The sequence below is a fragment of the Chryseobacterium oleae genome (assembly GCF_900115055.1).
GTDB lineage: Bacteria > Bacteroidota > Bacteroidia > Flavobacteriales > Weeksellaceae > Chryseobacterium > Chryseobacterium oleae.
This window is the reverse complement of the sequence record NZ_FOVD01000012.1, coordinates 51,939-69,021: the sequence shown is the minus strand read 5'-3', so window position 1 is coordinate 69,021 and position 17,083 is coordinate 51,939. Positions and strand designations below refer to the sequence as shown.

Below are 17,083 nucleotides of genomic sequence, written 5' to 3'. Positions count from 1 at the left end.
AGTACCAACAAGGTTTCTATCTTTTTCCTATTGCTTTTTCCAATGATTAATATTCCAAAGATATTTTAACTTTTTTAAGAGCGTTATCCTAATAACAAACTTATCACAAGGATCAAGAATGAAATTACCGACACCCGTCGTTATTCTTTCTGCTTCCTATAATTTAAATTTTCTCACCCAGAATTCAGGTTATTGGATCGTGTTATTTGTGAACCCATTCGTGTCATTTGTGTTTAAAAAAACAAAAAGCCGGCTCATTTTAATCATGAACCGGCTTTCTTTGTTGAGCCACTGAATAATCAGTAATCTCTATTTTATTTCGACGCTTTCGGTGCGGCTTCTTTTGATTTTTCAGCGGGTTTGTAGGTTACATTTTTGATATCAACCGTCATTTCCTTTAAACGTTTGGCTACCGCTTCAGGCATCTCTTTCTGATATCTTCCTCCGATTACTTCTGAAAGGAACTTTTCCGTTTCTGCATACATTGCCATATTATTAACCGGTTTTCTGAATCCGTGTCCTTCATCATCTGCCAGGATATAATTTACTTTTTTTCCTTTTTCACGAAGAGCGATCACAATTTGGTCAGCCTCAGCCTGTTTTACTCTTGGATCATTGGCTCCCTGAATAATTAATAAAGGTTTTACAATTTTATCTACGCTAAACAGTGGACTTGCTTCCTTAATCCGTTTCTTACCTTCTTCTGTTCTTGGATCACCTACCATTCCGTATAAAGAGGCACGGGCAGCTTCCCAATAAGCAGGAATAGATTCCATGAGTGTGAAAATATTACTTGGCCCCACGATGTCTACTCCTCCGGCATAAAGATCAGGCGTGAAAGCCAAACCGGCCAGTGTTGCATAACCCCCGTAGCTTCCACCCATAATGACTACTTTATTTTTGTCAGCGATTCCATTGTCGATAAGGTATTTTACACCCCAGGTAATGTCATCTTGCATAAGTTTCCCCCATTGTAAATCTCCACCGTTTTGAAATTTTTTACCATAACCTCCGCTTGCTCTGAAGTTGGGTTGCAGTACGGCATAACCTCTGTTGGCTAAAAATTGGACGGTTGAGTTATATCCCCAGCCATCTCTTGGTCCTTTTGGCCCTCCATGTACCAAAATCACTACTGGCAGGTTTTTTCCTGTAGATCCTGTAGGGATGGTAAGGTATCCTGGTATTTCCAGTCCATCGCTGCTTTTATAAGTAACAGGAGTCATAGAAGCCAGGTACTTTTCCACTTTTTTTAATTGGGGTCTTGGTGTATATTGAAATACCAGCTCTTTGGTTTTGGCATCGAAAAAATAAGCTTCAGATGCATATTTATCACCCCAAACGGTGATTAAAAATTTAGAATAATCTTTTGTTGAGCTTGAGAAATCAACTTCTCTTCCAGGGAATTTACTTTGCAGGAATTTATAGTTAGACTCCCATGTTTTGTCTTTCCAGTATTTTTCAGTCTTATCTCCGGTATACGAAGTTGAAATCATTTTTCTTGTATTCCTGTCCATAGATAGTCCTCCGAAATCCACTTTCCCTTTCGGATCACTTTCTATTTTCGTTGTTTGTTTGGTTTTAGGATCCATTAGAAACAATGTGGATTTATCCAGGTCACCTTTATCGGTTACTAAGTAGAATTTTGAATTATCTTCATTCCAGCTGGCGATATAGGCACCTTCCGTTACCAGTGTTTCATAAATTGGGGTCAGCTTATCGCCTTCTTTGTACAGGAACTGAGTGGTTCCTTTTTCGTCTGTTTTAGACAAGACTCTAAGCTTTTCATCCCAATCAAAGTCATACCCTGTGATGCGGTCCTTGTTTTCATATATCTTTTTCAGTTCACCGGTAGAAATTTTCAATGAATACAGGTCATGCCATGCTTTGTCACGGTTATTCAGTCCAACGATCATCAGGTCAGGATCTTTTCTGCTCACCATTTGAATCTGAGCGGTGACTTCTTTAAGTGGTGTCAGATTTCTTGATTCAGGAACGCCTTTATTCACATTTGCGGTAGGATCTACGGCAAAAATATTCATATTCTCGTCCCCGTTGTTGTCTTTTACATACAAGATGTACTTCCCGTTTTCCGACCAGAAGTATCCGGCCAACGGACGTTTGCTATCAGTCAACGGGTGTGCTTTATCAAAAGGTTCATCCACCTTTTTTACCCAGATATTCATGATCCCTTCATATTGCTTCATGAATGAGATCCATTTTCCATCCGGGCTCAGCTGACCGCCGGAAATTTCAGGATTTCCATAAAATAGTTCTCTGTCCAGTAATGGAACTTCCTGTGCGTGTGTAGTCTGTAGTCCTATCATTAAGATGAGTAAATAGAATATTTTTTTCATTTTTCATTTTTTGTACTTAAATATAAGAAAAATAATGCTCCATTTTTAAAGCTGAAAAAAAACATACCGCTTGGTTAAGTAATTGAATATTATTAATTTAAATAATGTATTTATTTATTATTTTTAACAAAAGCAACAATGTTGCGGTTGTTTTTATTTTTAGTTATTTTAAAATTGGATGCCTGTAAGTACCCATTTGACAGAGGTACAAGGGTATAATTCTAAAAAATAAAATTCGAATTATTAAAACTGAAGTTCATGGTAATACTAAAATCCCTTATACATCACATTTCCAGCCGGATGATCTTTTCAGCCAGCTTTTGATGCGTGCTTTCCGGAATTAACCGCATAAAAAAATTACGCAATGCATTTCCTTTTTCCCACTGCGAAATTTTTCCGATTTTCCAGCTTGTTTCTACGACATAATCTACTTTTTTTCTCCTGATCTTCTGAAATTCCTCAAAGATCTTGTTAAAATCCCGGCTGTTTTCCAATAATTTCCCGATGATATAAGCATCTTCAATAGCCTGGCAGGCGCCCTGACCCATATTGGGAGTGGTGGCGTGAGCAGCATCTCCGATCAGACACAGGTTATCCGAATGCCAGGAAGGAATAGGAGACAGGTCAGTAATGTCGTTAAGGATCATATTTTCTCTTAAAGTGGCATCCAGAATATGTAAAATCAGGGGATGAAATCCTCTGAAATTTTCCGAAAGCGTGTTGTAGCGCTTATGTTTTCGTTCATTGACCAAAGCATACCAATAGACTTTTTTCTCAGAAATTTTTACAAACCCGAAACGTTTTCCTTTTCCCCACATTTCAATGGCTTCCTGGTTAAACTGTTCTGGCAAGTCTAATTCTACGAGTCCGCGCCAGCATTTTTGGCCTGCGTTTCTGATACTTCCGGTTTGCAGAATCTGGTTCCGGATGTTAGATTTAATGCCGTCTGCACCAAAGACAATTTCGCTTTCCGTCTGGATTCCGTTTTCAAAATGTAAAATGTAATTTTCCTTTTTCTCTATTTTGCGTAAAGAATGATTGAGTTGAATTTTTTCATAGCCAATATTGTCTGCCAAAATTTTCTGGAGCTCTGCTCTGTGAATCGCGACATTACAGGAACTGTATTTTTTTTCCAGTACAGCTATATTGGTTTTGGTGATCGGTTTTAAAGATTCATCCGTTATAGAAATTCCATGGACCTTATTGCCGGCGTTTTCAATTTTTTCTTTTAAACCTAGTTTGTCAAAGATCTGCATGGCATTAACGGCCATCATGATTCCGGCGCCTACAGGTTTTATTTCCGGGGCAGATTCATAAAGGTTAAAGTCGAGCTGTTGTTGTTTCAGAATATTTCCCAGAGTCAGTCCGCCGATTCCGGCTCCTATGATTGAAATGCTGTTCATGAGGATCAGTTTAATCTTGCTGAAAGGTTAAAATATAATTCTCAGAGACTTTTTTAAACCCGTATTTATTGAAAAAATGATGTGCTCCGGTGTTATCAAGACCGCTTTCCAGCATCATAAAACTGATGTTCCAGTTTTTAGACTCTTCCACAGCCTTTTTCAGCAGTGTACTTCCAAGCGATTGCCCTCTCATAGATTGATCTAAAAGCATATCTTCCAACACCACATAGTTTTTAAAACCATGGATTATATTGAATACCAGCATTCCGATGATTTTTCCTTTCTCGTTTTCAGCTACAAGAATACTTAATCTGGAAGTATGATCCGCATCAAAACCAGAATTAAACTGCGCTGTCAGTATGTTTTTGAGATCAGGGTTCCAATGATTTGAATCCAGAGCCCGTCCGGAAATAATCTCACCGTGGGAGATATAGGAATCTGTTTTGTGTGCGATAAAAAAATCAACGAGTTCTTCAGTTCGTGTAGTATCGTTAAGCCATTTTGTGGTGTAGTTCATTATTTTATTTCAATTTTTTTCAGTTCGTCAAGAAGTTGATTTTGTTTTTTGATAAAGTTTTCCAGGCTATCCGTTTTCATGGGATGTGCATTCTGGTATTTTCCAATTTCAGGAAGTGTTTTTCTGATCTTAAAGGCGGTGTACAGATTATTGATGTCATCACCATTTTTATTCACTTTTGCGATCAGTTCTTTTACTTTGCTTATTTTTTGATTGTAACCGTCGGCGTTTATTTTGATCTCTTTTTCCAGCTGCTGTTTTAGAAGAGAATCCTTAACAGTACTGGCTTGCAGATAGGCATCAGCATAAAAAGATTCTGAGGTATGAAGTGTTTCTCCATAAATTCCAAGTACTTTTCCGTTTTCTTCAAACAAATGAGTCAGCCTGTCGTCCAAAGCTTTCAGGTTTTTATCATTTTTCATCAGTTCGAAATAAATTTTATCGATCATATTATCCTTTCGGTAACTTTTCAAAGAACCTGAAACGGATGATTCTGCGTTATCAACAGCATTTTCCACCACCGGAGTATTTCCGGATTTATTTTCTTTACAGGAAAGCATGGATAAAGCCAAAGCGGAAGCGAAAAGTATTTTTTTCATAATTTTTTTGATTTAGTGTTCCTTATTAGTTGAAGATAGTCTAAAAATTGTTACATCACTTATATAACTGAATGCAAATCAATATTTTTATTTTTAAAATTTAAAGAGATTTTAAAATTTCCTATGGCTGTATCACCTGTTATTTTTAGGATATCATTGTGTATTTCTTTACGGGAAGTTATAAACCTTGGAAAAACGGATGGGAAAATTTCCGGACTGCTGCTTAGCTGTAGAATAGGGCCGTTGAAATGAATAATAAAGATTTCGTCATCTAAGAAAACAACCTTTGCCTTAAAGTAGGTGAGTTTAGAGCTCATCTTGGAATAGCTTTCTATATTGGTTTCAATATTTTCTACAAGTGTATAGTCTCTGTCATGTATGTATTTAAAAAAAATAACCCGTCTATGTCTGTGATAAAAATAGAGCAGTAGATTGATTAAGACAAAAGCTAAAATGATTCCTCCGATGAAAAAAGATATATCTGTATTCATACATACAAAAATAAAAAAACGGAGCCTGAAAACAGACTCCGCATACATTGTTTTTACGCTAAAAATTATTTACCTAGATAAGATTTCAGGATCTTGCTTCTGGTATTATGTTTTAGTCTCTTAATTGCTTTTTCTTTAATCTGACGTACTCTCTCTCTTGTAAGATCGAAAGTTTCACCGATTTCTTCTAAAGTCATCGGGTGTTTCCCGTTCAGTCCGAAGTATAATCTTACCAGATCAGCCTCTCTTGGAGTCAGGGTATTCAATGCTCTTTCGATCTCAATCTGAAGAGATTCAAGCATCAAATCTTTGTCCGGGCTCGGAGATTCTCCTGAACGCAATACATCATAAAGATTAGAATCTTCACCTTCTACTAAAGGTGCATCCATAGACAGGTGTCTTCCGGAGTTTTTCATAGATTCTTTAATATCTTCCTCGCTCATGTCAAGAACTTCAGCCAATTCTTCCGGAGAAGGTGGTCTTTCATTTTCCTGCTCAAGGTGAGCGTATGCCTTATTAATTTTGTTGATGGAGCCGATTTTATTCAACGGAAGCCTTACAATTCTTGACTGCTCAGCTAATGCCTGTAAAATTGACTGGCGAATCCACCATACCGCATAAGAGATAAATTTGAAACCTCTAGTTTCATCGTACCTTTTTGCTGCTTTCATCAATCCTAAGTTACCTTCATTGATCAAATCGGGTAAAGAAAGACCTTGATTTTGGTATTGTTTAGATACGGAAACTACGAAACGAAGGTTGGCTTTGATTAATTTCTCCAGTGCTGCTCTGTCGCCCGCACGTATTCTTTGTGCCAATTCTACTTCTTCGTCCGCAGTGATCAGTTCCACTTTACCAATTTCCTGCAAATACTTGTCTAATGAAGCAGTTTCCCTGTTGGTAACCTGCTTAGTGATTTTTAATTGTCTCATCTATTTTTATCCTCAAAAAAGAGTTACTATATATTATACGTATGAAGTGGTAAAAAGGTTACACCAGTTTTAATTATTTTTTAAATTATAGGTTTTAGAGGCTAGATGTGAGATATCAGACATCAGATGTCAGATATCAGACGGGATCATATAAATTTAGGTCCTGATTTTCAATTTTCCAACCTTACCTTAATCTTACTCCGAATACTCTTTCAAAAGCTGTCTGTAGCTCATCAGGATAGATGATTTTGAAATAAATCCTATAAAATCATTGTTTTCACTGGTTACAGGAAGGTTCCAGACGCCGGTATCATCAAAGATCTGGAGAATTTCCAAAGGCTGGTTTTCACGGTAAATAACTGCCGGAGGAGCTTTCATAATCTGAGATACAATTTGAAGATTGTCTATTTCTTTGTTAAAAAGATACGGACGGATGTCATCCAAAGTGAGAATTCCTTTCAGTTTTCCGGCTTCATCTGTTGCAGCGAAAATATTTTTATTCCCGTTTTTTACCAGTTCAAATAAATCATTGACTGAAGCATTTTCATTAATTGTTTCTGAATATTTATCGATAAAATCCTCCGTTCTTAAAGCAAAAAGAAGGTTCTTATCATGTTTGTTGGTGAATATTTTCCCCTGGTCGGCCAGAGATTTTAACTCCGGAGAAATCGGAGAGAACCATTTGGCGATAAGGTAAGATATGATCGAAACAATCATTAACGGAATAAAAAGATCATATCCAAAACTGGATTCGGCAATCAGGAATATGGCTGTGAGTGGGGCATACAGTACACCGCTCATCGCTCCGGCCATTCCTACCAGCACAAGATTCGTTACCGGAACATCTGTAAAACCGATATGCTGACATACCAATGCAAACAAATACCCAACGGTACCTCCTGCAAAAAGAGATGGTGCAAAATTACCGCCATTCCCTCCGCTGAATATTGTAAATGATGTTGCAAAAGCTTTTAAAAGACATACCAGCACCAAAAATATAATAATAGTCCAGTCGCCGATCTCAAAATATCTGAAGAAGCTGTTTCTGATAATAGAATGGGTACTTCCGTTGGTAAATTCTTTTACCGTTTCATATCCTTCCCCGAATAATGGCGGAAAAAGAACACACAACAACGACAGCACCAAACCTCCGAACATCGCCTTACGCATTCTGGAAAGTTTCAACCCTTTGATAAAATGCTCGACTTTTTGGGAAATCACCACAAAATAACGTGCATACAATCCGGTTACAATGCCCAGAATAAGATAGTAAGGAACATTTTTATAATTAAAGGCTTCTCTTGCATAAAATCTGAAAAGGATATCTTCCTGAAGAAGAACCCTTGACAAAAGACTTCCGCAGACCGCTGCTACCACCAAAGGAATAAAGTCTGTAAAAACCACGCCCGTAAGAAGAATTTCAAAGGCAAACATAATTCCTGCAATAGGAGCATTGAATGCTGAAGCAATTCCCGCCGTAGCGCCTGCAGCCAATAAAAGTGTACGTTCCTTATAACTGAGTCTGTAGGTTTGTGCATAATTGGAACCGATAGCCGCACCGGTAACTGCAATAGGGCTTTCCAATCCGGCAGAACCTCCGAGACCAACCGTCACTGCACTCTGAATGACCTGCGAATACATTTTTACAGAAGCCACGATGCTTGAATTTTGGGCAATTTCATACAAAATAGCACCAATTCCTTTTCTGTCCTGACCTTTAAAAATAGTAATCACGATCGCTGTAGTCAGTACAATTCCTAAAAAAGGAAAAACAATATAAAACAGAATCTGATACTCAAAATGAATATGGGTAATAAAATTGTGAATGGTGTGAACAAGTGTTTTCAGAATCACTCCGGCCAAACCGGCAGTACAGCCCACAAGGATTCCGGAAAGCACCAGAAACTGATTTCTGCTGAGTCTGTTATTCAGCCAATGCAGGATCAGCTCGTAGCTGCGCGCCTTTTCAAGTCCGTACTCCTGAAAGTCTCGTTTAAATTTTAGAAAGCTTAAATACTTTTTTTTATTGTGAATTTTCACCTGGGAACCAATTTTAAAACCGTAATGGTTCTGTAAATTTATGAAATATCTTTATAAAAATTTTGGCTAAAACAGGCCTGAAACAACAATGTATCTACTTAAGCAACTAATAAACAGTTTATTGCTTGATTTTAATTTTTTCTTCTTAATTTTTAACAGGTTTTGAATTAGTCAAAATCACAAGACATTAAGATACCGGTTCCAGACTGTCTTTTCTCAGGTTGTTGATGAAGTAGGAGGGACTTACTCCGGTTTCCTTTTTAAAGATCACCGCAAAAACTTCCCTTGATGAAAACCCGCAGGCTTCCGCCAGATAACTGATTTTGTATTCCCTGTAAATTGGGTTTTCATAAAGTTTATTGGTGATATAACCGATCCGGAGACCATTGATGTAGTTGTTGTAATTGTTTTCTTTATACAGTTTAATGATTTCAGAAAGATATCTTGTGTTGGTATTCAGATCATTGGCCAGCGAAGTGAGACTCAGGTCTTTCTTGATGAACTTTTGAGATTTTTCAAATTTTTCAAGCTTAGTCAGAATCATTTTCACGGTTTCATCGGTGATATTAATGCTTTTCTCTGAAGATATTTCCTGCTGTATGGTTTCTGCAGGAGCTTGTTCATGGGCATTTTTCAGGTTTTGAATAACGGCAGCGTAGCTGTCATGCAGTTTTTTCTGATTTCTCTTCCATAAAAGCAGTCCACCGGTAAACAGAATCACGATACACCCAAGGCTGAGCATCAAAATTTTCTGAATATCCCCGGAATGCGTTTTTCCCTGTTCATCCAATATCTTTTTTACAGGGGTATTGATCGTCTTTTTTTCTTCATTGACGAGGCTGTCATTAAGCTTGGTGTACAGGTTCATGTATTTTTTTGAAGCATCTTTATTTCCCAGTTCCACATAGGATTTGAAATAAACCTCATAAATATCTCTTCGGATATAAGGAATCTTTATGGCTTTCTCTAGTTGCTCGGCCTTTTCTGCGTAATAAACGGCCTGACTGTATTTTTTCTGATCATGATATAACCAGGCATATTCGTTCAGGATGGTGACTTCGAGGTTTTTAGAGACGGGATATGTTTTATTCTGAGCAATTTCCAAAGCTTTTCCAAAATAATTTTCTGCATCTTTTATCCGGTTGGAAGCTACGCTGGTCATCCCCAAATTCATATGACACAGGGCGAGGAGGTGGTATTTTCTGTCCATAAAATCTTTAGTGTTTCCCATATGAACAGCACTTTCCAAAGCTTTTTTCTGATAATAGATCACCGAATCCAACGGTGCATTCACATGAGCCGAATGCGATCCAATGCCCGTGTAGATTAAAGATTTCAAATAATTCTTTTTATCAGCAGACGTTATTTGTTCAGCAATTGTTAAAGCTTTTCTGAATTCTACGATACTTTCATTATTAAAGCCTAATTCTGTATAGGAATTGGCTCTTAAACGGTAAATATTAGCCAGTTTTGCATCATCTTTTGCTTCAAGGGCTTGTTTTTCTGCTTCTGTGCTCAGGTCGATTACTTTTTTGTGATTTCCGGCATCAAAATACCTGGCCATAAGGATGGTGATGCTTTCCAGCATTCCTTTTCTATAATCTGTTTTTTTGGAAATACGGTAGATCTCGTTCGCCAGTTTTATGGATTGGATGGGATTGTTTTTAGCCAGTTCTTCAGCCCGGGTAATTTCTATGTCAACTTGAGCGTTTGTAGGAAATTCAGAATTGAACTGAGCCTGATAGAGCCCAAAGACCAAACAGAAGAGAAGTAAAACGGTGGTTTTCATTGTGTGCTTTTTGAAAGAGCAAATTAAGTACAATATTAATAATTTAAACCTAATATAAGTGTAATGTTTTCAGAATTAATAGTATTGATTAAAATTTTTAATACATTGATTGTAAATTGTTTAAATTCAAATTTCAGGTTATAAAACTTACTTGTTGGAAACTGCCTGAAAAGTCCACTTATTTCAGAAATATTCCTTCCAGATTCAGAAAATCTTTTTTAAATGGTGAGATTACATCTTTTGAAAAGCTTGCTGAATGATGGTGAGTTATTCAGAATTTACTACAGGATCTTCTTTTATATCTCCAGATAAACATATAATCTTGTACCAGGATCTTACATGCTGTACTATATCAGATACAAAATCAGGCTGGAAATTCTAAAACACAAGTATGAAAAGCAATAATACGGTCAGGATTTCTAATCTCCTCAATTAGGGATTTTGTCCTATTGCTTTTCCTTTATGCAGTCTTCATTTTATTCAAGTCAAAGAATAAAAATTTAATCCTCAAATATTTAAACACAAATAGTAAAAAAATATGGATCTGAAAAATCTTAATATTGGATCAATGATCAAAGACAGAGTTGCTGAAAACGGCATAGAAATGAGCCGCATCTGTAAATTTTTAAACACATCCGAAAATGAAGTCCTTAACATGTACCAGTCTTCATCCCTGGATACGGAATTGCTTCTGCGATGGGCCAAACTGCTGGAATATGACTTTTTCAGGCTTTATTCCCAACATCTGATTCTTTATTCTCCCCAATCTTCCATGGATTATGTACAAAAAAGGAAATTACCGGATTCACTTCCTGTTTTCCGGAAAAGCTTATATAACAAGGAAATTATTGAATTTATACTGGACAAGATCAGAAAAGGAGAGATGACCAAATCGAAAGTGATGACTGAATATAAAATTCCCAAAAGCACCCTCTACAAATGGCTTCATAAATACAACCTGATAGAAAAATAAAAACATAGCACACGATGAAAAACATCCCCGATTACAAAAGAATTTATACAGATCTCGTCAACGAAAAATATCCTGAGAAAAAAGAGGATTTTAAAATCATACTTTCCAAAAAGAATTTCTCCGTACTCGATGTCATCCAATGTAACAGTATTCTTGACGACAGAGAAGATAAGAGCACGTTTAATTTTAATCAGAAGCATCGTTCTTTCGATCAGCAGTCGATTCTTGAAATACTGGATTATCAGAAAAAGCAAAACTGGAACAATTCTCAGCTGGCTCAACATTTTAAACTGAGCAGAAATACCATTGCAAAATGGAAGAAGAAGTTTGTATAAAATCCTTTAAAATAATAGATTACTTCTTTTAGTTAATGTGATTTTTTCTGAATATATCACACCGGATATTTCCGGTTCTGAAATAATTTATCAAATTTTGTATTCATGATATAATTTTAATTTCCAATTTTAAAAATAATTTCAAAAAGATTACTTTACTTTGTGGTTTGGAATTCAACAGTTAATCAATCAATTAAAAACCAGTAAATTCCATACAATAAGGACAAATAAAAAAACACAACACAATGAAAAAAAACCTGCTATCCCTAGCTCTGGTGATTTCGTGCTTTGTAAGTGCACAGATAGGAATCAACACCAGTTACCCGCTGGGCAATCTGCATATAGACGGTGCAAAAGATAATGCAGCTTCGGCAACTCCCGCACAGATCAGCAACGACCTTATCATTACCAACACAGGCTTCATAGGAGCTGGTGTCTCCAATCCCATTGTAAAACTTGATATGAGATCTGCAGGTCTGCAGAATGCTGTAGGGCTGGGTTCCACAACGATGACAGCCAATGCTGCCGGCGCAGGAGCCGTAAGATATGAACCGACTCAGGCCAAAATTCAGGTATCGGATGGAAATGTTTGGGAAACAACATTGATCCTGCCTACCAAAGCGGTAGTCGTGGCAAGAATGACAAGTCCGTTCTCAGTAGCTTACAATTCGGATGTGAATATTACCGGATGGGACGAAGTGAGAGATCTGTCCAACAGCTTTGATCCTTCCACAGGAATCTTCACCGCCCCAAGAGCCGGAGTGTATACTTTTCTGATGACGTATAATTTTGTTTCCGGTTCGGTGGCTAATTCTTCTGAAGTTACCAGTCAGTTTTACAGCCCCACTACAGGTGCTATTCTGGCCCGTTCCTACAAGACATTTGCCCGCGCCAATGAAGATGCTCAGGTGGGTGGTTCTGCGGCGATTACGGTGAGCTTAAATGCCAATCAGACGGTACGCCCGCAACTTAACCAGAATATTACAGGATCTGCTGCAAGAGCTTTAAGGGTGAATGCAGACTGGTCCAATCCGGATGCAGGTTTCAACAATCTGACTATTATCGAACATTAAAAAACACAAAAATGAAAATGAAGACTTTCTATAAAGGACTGATCTTTTTCCTTCCCTTCTTTATGCAGGCGCAAACCGGGGTATTCACGAAAGATCCTATGCAAACCTTTCACGTAGATGCAGCGAAAGACAACACCATTGTACCACCTGCCACACCTCAGATATTAAATGATGTCGTAGTCACTTCTGACGGAAAATTGGGAGTAGGACTCTTAAACCCAATAACAAAAGTAGATGTCCGTTCTGCTGATCAGAAAGGAATTATCGGATTGGGGACGAGTACACAGACCGCTGCAGCTGCCGGTGGTGGAGCGATCAGGTACAACGCAGGAAATATTATTCAGTATTCCGATGGTGTTGCGTGGCATAACCTTCCTATGACCTTACCTCCAAAAGCATTGGTGCTGGCCAATAAAAGCATCGCTCTTAGTTTGACCAATAATGCAACAACACAGGTTGATGGATGGTCCGTACTTACCGATGCTCAGTCTAATTTTACTGCGAGCTCAGGAACTTTTACAGCACCAAGAAATGGATTTTACATCGTTTCTTTTAACATTACACTGTCGGATGCCAATATTGCACAGAACTCCAGGATAGAGACCATTATTGAAAGCAACACCGCGACGAATAATATCCAGACGTACAGAAGTGTCAACTCATATCCGGCCTGGGATGTTTCTACGGTGAACAATATTGTAGGAGGCAACTGTACCGCTATTTTTAATCTGTCTGCAGGCAACACGATTCAGTTTAAAGTGTTCCACAATTTCGGAGGGAACAGAAGTATAAACACAGCCAACAGTGGTACCAATAACAGTATCAGCATTTACGAACTATAAACAAAGGATGATGAAATTAAATAAAAGAATGATGCTGTTCATAGGTCTTGGAGTCCTTTCCAGCACTGCATCAGCACAGATTGGTATTGGTGTTAACAATCCCGGTTCTACCAATGCCGTTGAGATCAATGCAACTGAAAAAGTTGTTATTGACAAAACCGGAAAAATTGGTGTGGGAGTAGCTGCTCCCAAAATGGCTATTGATCTTAGAAACGGAATTAATGGTTCTATGGCGATAGGAATGACCAACCAAACCGCTGCTGAAGCCGGCGCGGGAGCTGTACGTTACAATCCGAATCCTGCCATCGGGGTGCAGGGATACATCGAATATTCGGACGGAACAGTCTGGGTTCCTATTCTGCCTTATGGAAAGCCGAGAATTGTAGTGATGGCAGAAAAAACAAATAATAATTCCACTGTTTTTGAAACCGGGCTTTGGCCGATGGGAGATTATACAGACGGAATTCCCGGAAGATCTTCTGCTTATCTTACGTCATGGACCGAAAAACTGGATTCGGATTCCGGGCAGCCAAGAACGAATTTTAACCCTTCTACAGGAGAATTTATTGCTCCAAGGGCTGGAGTTTATTTTGTGACTTTTACTTTTGCGCTTGCACCAAGCCAGGTGAATACCAGTTTCGGACAAAACCAAACTGAAGCGATCTGGGAAGTAAGAAATTCTTCCAATGCAGTGATACAGAGAATTAAAACCAACAACGGTTACCCACAGGACACGGGAAATGCGCCCAATGCAGTGATTGTAGGATCGGCAAGTACGGCAAGTTTATATCTTAATGCAGGGGATAAACTAAGACCTTTTGTGTGGATCAATGTATCCTGGGATCCGGACAAACGTCCTCTTCTGAATACAGGTGGGTATAATGTTTTGACAATTGTTGAACAGTAATTATCAAAGTATCATTGAATATTAACCCTTCAATTTATAGATTCGATAAATAGGTTCAAGTTATTGTAATATAATAGATTAATCCTATTTGTTTAAAGGATGATTCTTATCCGTTTTTGCTGTCGTAGCTAAGCCCTGCACGATGTTTGCATCCTGTTTATGACCAACACTTAAATACAGTCATATGAAAACAGATGTTTTAACAGAAAAGCACAGATTAGGAATAGGCGGAGTTGCTATAGGAACTGCCTTCGAAAATGTAAGTGATGAAAAGTCGCATCAGATTCTACAGGCCGCATGGGATCTGGGGATCCGTTATTATGATACTTCTCCGTGGTACGGACTTACAAAAAGTGAAAGGAGATTCGGTGATTTTCTGAAAGATCAGAACAGGGATGATTTTCTATTTTCAACCAAAGTAGGACGGCTTTTCCATGAGGTTCCGGAGTCTGAAGTTCCGCCTACTATGTGGAAAAAACCTTTGAATTATGATTTTAAACATGATTATACCGCGGATGCCATCAAAAGATCCATTGCAGATAGTTTGCAGAGGACAGGACTGAATTATATCGATATGGTGTACATTCATGATCTTTCTGAAGATCAGGTAGGAGACCGTTATCCTTATTTTCTGAAACAGGCAAGAGAAGGTGCTTTCAAAGTGCTTTCCGAGCTTCGTGATCAGGGAATTATTAAAGCCTGGGGAATGGGAGTGAATAAAATTGAACCCATTTTAGACTGTATTGAATCGGCGGATCCTGATATCTGTCTTTCTGCTACCCAGTATTCAATCCTGGAACATGAAGATGCGGTTGACAGACTTCTTCCGGCTGTAAAAAAAGCAGGCGTCAAACTGGTTTCCGGAGCCGGATACAACTCAGGATATATCGCAGGAAGAGAAAGATACAACTACAAAGATGTAATTCCGAAGGGAATGGCTGAAAAACGGGCCAGAATAGCAGATATTGCGCACAAATACAACACAGATATTATTCATGCCGCTCTGCATTTTGTACTGGCTTCTGATGAATTTGCTTCTATAATACCCGGAGCAAGTACAACAGAACAGGTTAAAGACAATGTGAATGCTCTTCATGCCAATATTCCGGCAGACTTCTGGAATGAACTGAAATCTGAAGGATTGATCTACGAAAAAGCTCAGGTTCCCAACCGTTAGCGTTAGATTATTTTTTATACATTTAATTATCTGTTAAACTAATGCTTATGATCCGGAAAATGTCTTTCAAAGTCTTACTGATTATTTCTGTAATGGTGCTTTTTCATTCCTGCAACGATAAAAAAGCTGAAGATCTTCAGGGGGTTCTTGCTAAAAAAGAATCCCAAACATCAAGCATGCTGATCGGTGAAAAAGGATTTGAATCTGCGAAACTGGACTATCTGATCGCTCATGATTACACAAAAGCCCTTTATATCATTGACAAAGAGGAAGCTGAATTCAATAACATCATTAAAGACATTGAAAAAGTAGATACTGACGGTATTCAGAAAGGAAAAGAAGTGCAGCAGGCAGCGATCGGTTATTATGTTGTGCTGAAAGAACTTTTTATGTTTTCAAGAAAGGAAATCGAACAGGAAAAGCTGATGCGCTACAGCAAGGATGAAAAAGTAATCCGTGCTGCACAGGACAAGATGCTTGAGCTGGGTCGCGAAAAACAACAACTCTATCAGAAAGTTTTCAAAGCAGATGAAAAACTTTTTACCCTAAAGAGGCAATTTGAATCTGAGAATAAGTTGAAATAAGGAATTTTTAAGCTGGAAGAGGGAAGAAAGAGGATGTAAGTTTTGTCCTTGTCACGGTTTCAAACCTTGACAAGGACATATTTTTCGCGGCAATTTTAATGGTAGTTAATAAAACTGCACTGTAGCGATGTTTTAGATTTCAATAACTTTCCTCTTCCAGCTTCTAACTTCCTGACATTGACAAATCAAACCACTTTCGCTTTACGCACAATTCTCGCCAGCAGCACTGGAAAAAATCTCTTCAGGTAAGTTCCCATCACTTCCTGACCGCCAATAGCCGCCTGGTTTTTCTTTTTTTCTATTGCAGAAAGCATCTTTCCGGCAAAAATATGAGCAGGCATACCTTTTTCTGTAGCATCGTCCATTGTTCCCTGCAGTGAGCCGTCACCAGTGACTGCATTAATGGAAATATTGGTCTGTATAAAACCCGGACAGATCAAAGTCACCAGAATTTTTTTGGTATATAATTCTGCACGCAACGCATCAAAAAAACCGTGAAGGGCATGTTTTGCAGCGGCATAACTGCTTCTCATCGGAGCTCCGAAAACTCCCATCAGGCTTGTTACCACAGCAATCTGGCCACCATCATCTCTAATCATATAAGGAAGAACGGCTTTGGTAAGCGCTACAGTTCCTAAAAAATCAACATCCATCAGCCGTTTGTCTACTTCAATATCTGTTTCCATAGCGAGTGATCGCTGTGAAAGCCCTGCATTGTTGATCAGAATATCAATTTTTCCAAATTTTTCCATCGCTTCGGCTGCGATATTCGGCATCTTCTTATATTCTTCCAGATCCAATGGCAGTACCGCAAAACGGGATGTGTCCAATCCTGCTTTTTTCGCAACGGCATACAGTTGTTCTTTATTTCTTGAGGAAAGAATCAATTTCGCACTGCTTTTGGCAGCCAGTTCATTTACCAATGCTTCTCCAATTCCTGATGAAGCGCCTGTAATCCAAACGACTTTATGATCAAAATATCTGCTCATTGTATGGGTATTTAAAATCTTGTTTCTTGGCTCTTGTTTCTTAAATCTATCATTCACTTGCAAAGCAAAATTCACTAT

Annotated in this window: 16 protein-coding genes; 7 read left to right on the top strand and 9 right to left on the bottom strand. The window is 38.2% G+C overall.

Going from position 1 to position 17,083, the window contains the following annotated elements; all coding sequences use genetic code 11:
• Positions 1-314 precede the first annotated feature (314 nt).
• The 8 genes from BM143_RS23615 to BM143_RS23580 all read right to left on the bottom strand — a co-directional run bounded on the left by BM143_RS23615 (position 315) and on the right by BM143_RS23580 (position 10,125).
• Positions 315-2,354 carry a S9 family peptidase gene (locus tag BM143_RS23615; protein WP_090027831.1) on the bottom strand — a complete coding sequence of 680 codons (2,040 nt, stop codon included), beginning with the start codon at positions 2,352-2,354 and terminating at the stop codon, positions 315-317.
• Between the two features lie 284 nt (positions 2,355-2,638).
• A complete protein-coding gene (locus BM143_RS23610) occupies positions 2,639-3,757 on the bottom strand; it encodes an FAD-dependent monooxygenase (RefSeq protein WP_090027829.1) in 1,119 nt (372 codons plus the stop codon).
• 10 nt (positions 3,758-3,767) lie between these two features.
• Positions 3,768-4,274 (bottom strand): GNAT family N-acetyltransferase, encoded by a 507-nt coding sequence (locus BM143_RS23605; protein ID WP_090027827.1) that lies wholly within the window; start codon positions 4,272-4,274, stop codon positions 3,768-3,770.
• Positions 4,274-4,873: a hypothetical protein gene (locus tag BM143_RS23600; RefSeq protein WP_090027826.1), complete on the bottom strand. Its 600-nt coding sequence runs from the start codon at positions 4,871-4,873 to the stop codon at positions 4,274-4,276. The genes BM143_RS23605 and BM143_RS23600 overlap by 1 nt, the downstream gene beginning before the upstream one ends.
• A 59-nt stretch (positions 4,874-4,932) precedes the next feature.
• On the bottom strand, positions 4,933-5,364 hold the full coding sequence (locus tag BM143_RS23595) for a hypothetical protein (RefSeq protein ID WP_139222112.1): 432 nt from the start codon (positions 5,362-5,364) through the stop codon (positions 4,933-4,935).
• A gap of 65 nt (positions 5,365-5,429) precedes the next feature.
• A complete protein-coding gene (locus BM143_RS23590) occupies positions 5,430-6,296 on the bottom strand; it encodes a sigma-70 family RNA polymerase sigma factor (RefSeq protein ID WP_002979276.1) in 867 nt (288 codons plus the stop codon).
• A 195-nt stretch (positions 6,297-6,491) separates the two neighbouring features.
• The gene (locus tag BM143_RS23585) at positions 6,492-8,336 is read right to left on the bottom strand and encodes a chloride channel protein (RefSeq protein WP_090027822.1); all 1,845 of its coding nucleotides are present in this window, start codon (positions 8,334-8,336) and stop codon (positions 6,492-6,494) included.
• A gap of 187 nt (positions 8,337-8,523) precedes the next feature.
• Positions 8,524-10,125 (bottom strand): AraC family transcriptional regulator, encoded by a 1,602-nt coding sequence (locus tag BM143_RS23580; RefSeq protein ID WP_090027821.1) that lies wholly within the window; start codon positions 10,123-10,125, stop codon positions 8,524-8,526.
• A 538-nt stretch (positions 10,126-10,663) separates the two neighbouring features.
• Here BM143_RS23580 and BM143_RS23575 point away from each other — a divergent pair.
• From BM143_RS23575 to BM143_RS23545, 7 genes are all read left to right on the top strand, one after another.
• A complete protein-coding gene (locus BM143_RS23575; RefSeq protein WP_090027819.1) occupies positions 10,664-11,098 on the top strand; it encodes a helix-turn-helix domain-containing protein in 435 nt (144 codons plus the stop codon).
• A gap of 14 nt (positions 11,099-11,112) precedes the next feature.
• Positions 11,113-11,433 carry a helix-turn-helix domain-containing protein gene (locus BM143_RS23570; protein ID WP_090027816.1) on the top strand — a complete coding sequence of 107 codons (321 nt, stop codon included), beginning with the start codon at positions 11,113-11,115 and terminating at the stop codon, positions 11,431-11,433.
• A gap of 245 nt (positions 11,434-11,678) precedes the next feature.
• On the top strand, positions 11,679-12,506 hold the full coding sequence (locus BM143_RS23565; protein WP_090027814.1) for a complement C1q domain-containing protein: 828 nt from the start codon (positions 11,679-11,681) through the stop codon (positions 12,504-12,506).
• Between the two features lie 11 nt (positions 12,507-12,517).
• The gene (locus tag BM143_RS23560) at positions 12,518-13,348 is read left to right on the top strand and encodes a complement C1q domain-containing protein (RefSeq protein ID WP_228430965.1); all 831 of its coding nucleotides are present in this window, start codon (positions 12,518-12,520) and stop codon (positions 13,346-13,348) included.
• A gap of 7 nt (positions 13,349-13,355) precedes the next feature.
• Entirely contained in the window at positions 13,356-14,255 is a 900-nt protein-coding gene (locus BM143_RS23555) for a hypothetical protein (RefSeq protein ID WP_228430963.1), read from the top strand.
• A 184-nt stretch (positions 14,256-14,439) separates the two neighbouring features.
• The gene (locus tag BM143_RS23550) at positions 14,440-15,432 is read left to right on the top strand and encodes an aldo/keto reductase (RefSeq protein WP_090027813.1); all 993 of its coding nucleotides are present in this window, start codon (positions 14,440-14,442) and stop codon (positions 15,430-15,432) included.
• 47 nt (positions 15,433-15,479) lie between these two features.
• A complete protein-coding gene (locus BM143_RS23545) occupies positions 15,480-16,016 on the top strand; it encodes a hypothetical protein (protein WP_139222111.1) in 537 nt (178 codons plus the stop codon).
• A 185-nt stretch (positions 16,017-16,201) separates the two neighbouring features.
• Here BM143_RS23545 and BM143_RS23540 read toward each other — a convergent pair whose 3' ends face one another.
• A complete protein-coding gene (locus tag BM143_RS23540; RefSeq protein WP_090027809.1) occupies positions 16,202-17,005 on the bottom strand; it encodes an SDR family oxidoreductase in 804 nt (267 codons plus the stop codon).
• Positions 17,006-17,083 lie beyond the last annotated feature (78 nt).

Excerpts from the sequence above, each read along its gene's own strand:
- BM143_RS23610 (WP_090027829.1), bottom strand. The coding sequence starts at position 3,757 with ATGAACAGCATTTCAATCATAGGAGCCGGAATCGGCGGACTGACTCTG.
- BM143_RS23595 (WP_139222112.1), bottom strand. The coding sequence starts at position 5,364 with ATGAATACAGATATATCTTTTTTCATCGGAGGAATCATTTTAGCTTTT.
- BM143_RS23615 (WP_090027831.1), bottom strand. The coding sequence starts at position 2,354 with ATGAAAAAAATATTCTATTTACTCATCTTAATGATAGGACTACAGACT.
- BM143_RS23580 (WP_090027821.1), bottom strand. The coding sequence starts at position 10,125 with ATGAAAACCACCGTTTTACTTCTCTTCTGTTTGGTCTTTGGGCTCTAT.
- BM143_RS23540 (WP_090027809.1), bottom strand. The coding sequence starts at position 17,005 with ATGAGCAGATATTTTGATCATAAAGTCGTTTGGATTACAGGCGCTTCA.
- BM143_RS23575 (WP_090027819.1), top strand. The coding sequence starts at position 10,664 with ATGGATCTGAAAAATCTTAATATTGGATCAATGATCAAAGACAGAGTT.
- BM143_RS23560 (WP_228430965.1), top strand. The coding sequence starts at position 12,518 with ATGAAAATGAAGACTTTCTATAAAGGACTGATCTTTTTCCTTCCCTTC.
- BM143_RS23570 (WP_090027816.1), top strand. The coding sequence starts at position 11,113 with ATGAAAAACATCCCCGATTACAAAAGAATTTATACAGATCTCGTCAAC.
- BM143_RS23550 (WP_090027813.1), top strand. The coding sequence starts at position 14,440 with ATGAAAACAGATGTTTTAACAGAAAAGCACAGATTAGGAATAGGCGGA.
- BM143_RS23545 (WP_139222111.1), top strand. The coding sequence starts at position 15,480 with ATGATCCGGAAAATGTCTTTCAAAGTCTTACTGATTATTTCTGTAATG.
- BM143_RS23555 (WP_228430963.1), top strand. The coding sequence starts at position 13,356 with ATGATGAAATTAAATAAAAGAATGATGCTGTTCATAGGTCTTGGAGTC.
- BM143_RS23600 (WP_090027826.1), bottom strand. The coding sequence starts at position 4,873 with ATGAAAAAAATACTTTTCGCTTCCGCTTTGGCTTTATCCATGCTTTCC.
- BM143_RS23605 (WP_090027827.1), bottom strand. The coding sequence starts at position 4,274 with ATGAACTACACCACAAAATGGCTTAACGATACTACACGAACTGAAGAA.
- BM143_RS23590 (WP_002979276.1), bottom strand. The coding sequence starts at position 6,296 with ATGAGACAATTAAAAATCACTAAGCAGGTTACCAACAGGGAAACTGCT.
- BM143_RS23565 (WP_090027814.1), top strand. The coding sequence starts at position 11,679 with ATGAAAAAAAACCTGCTATCCCTAGCTCTGGTGATTTCGTGCTTTGTA.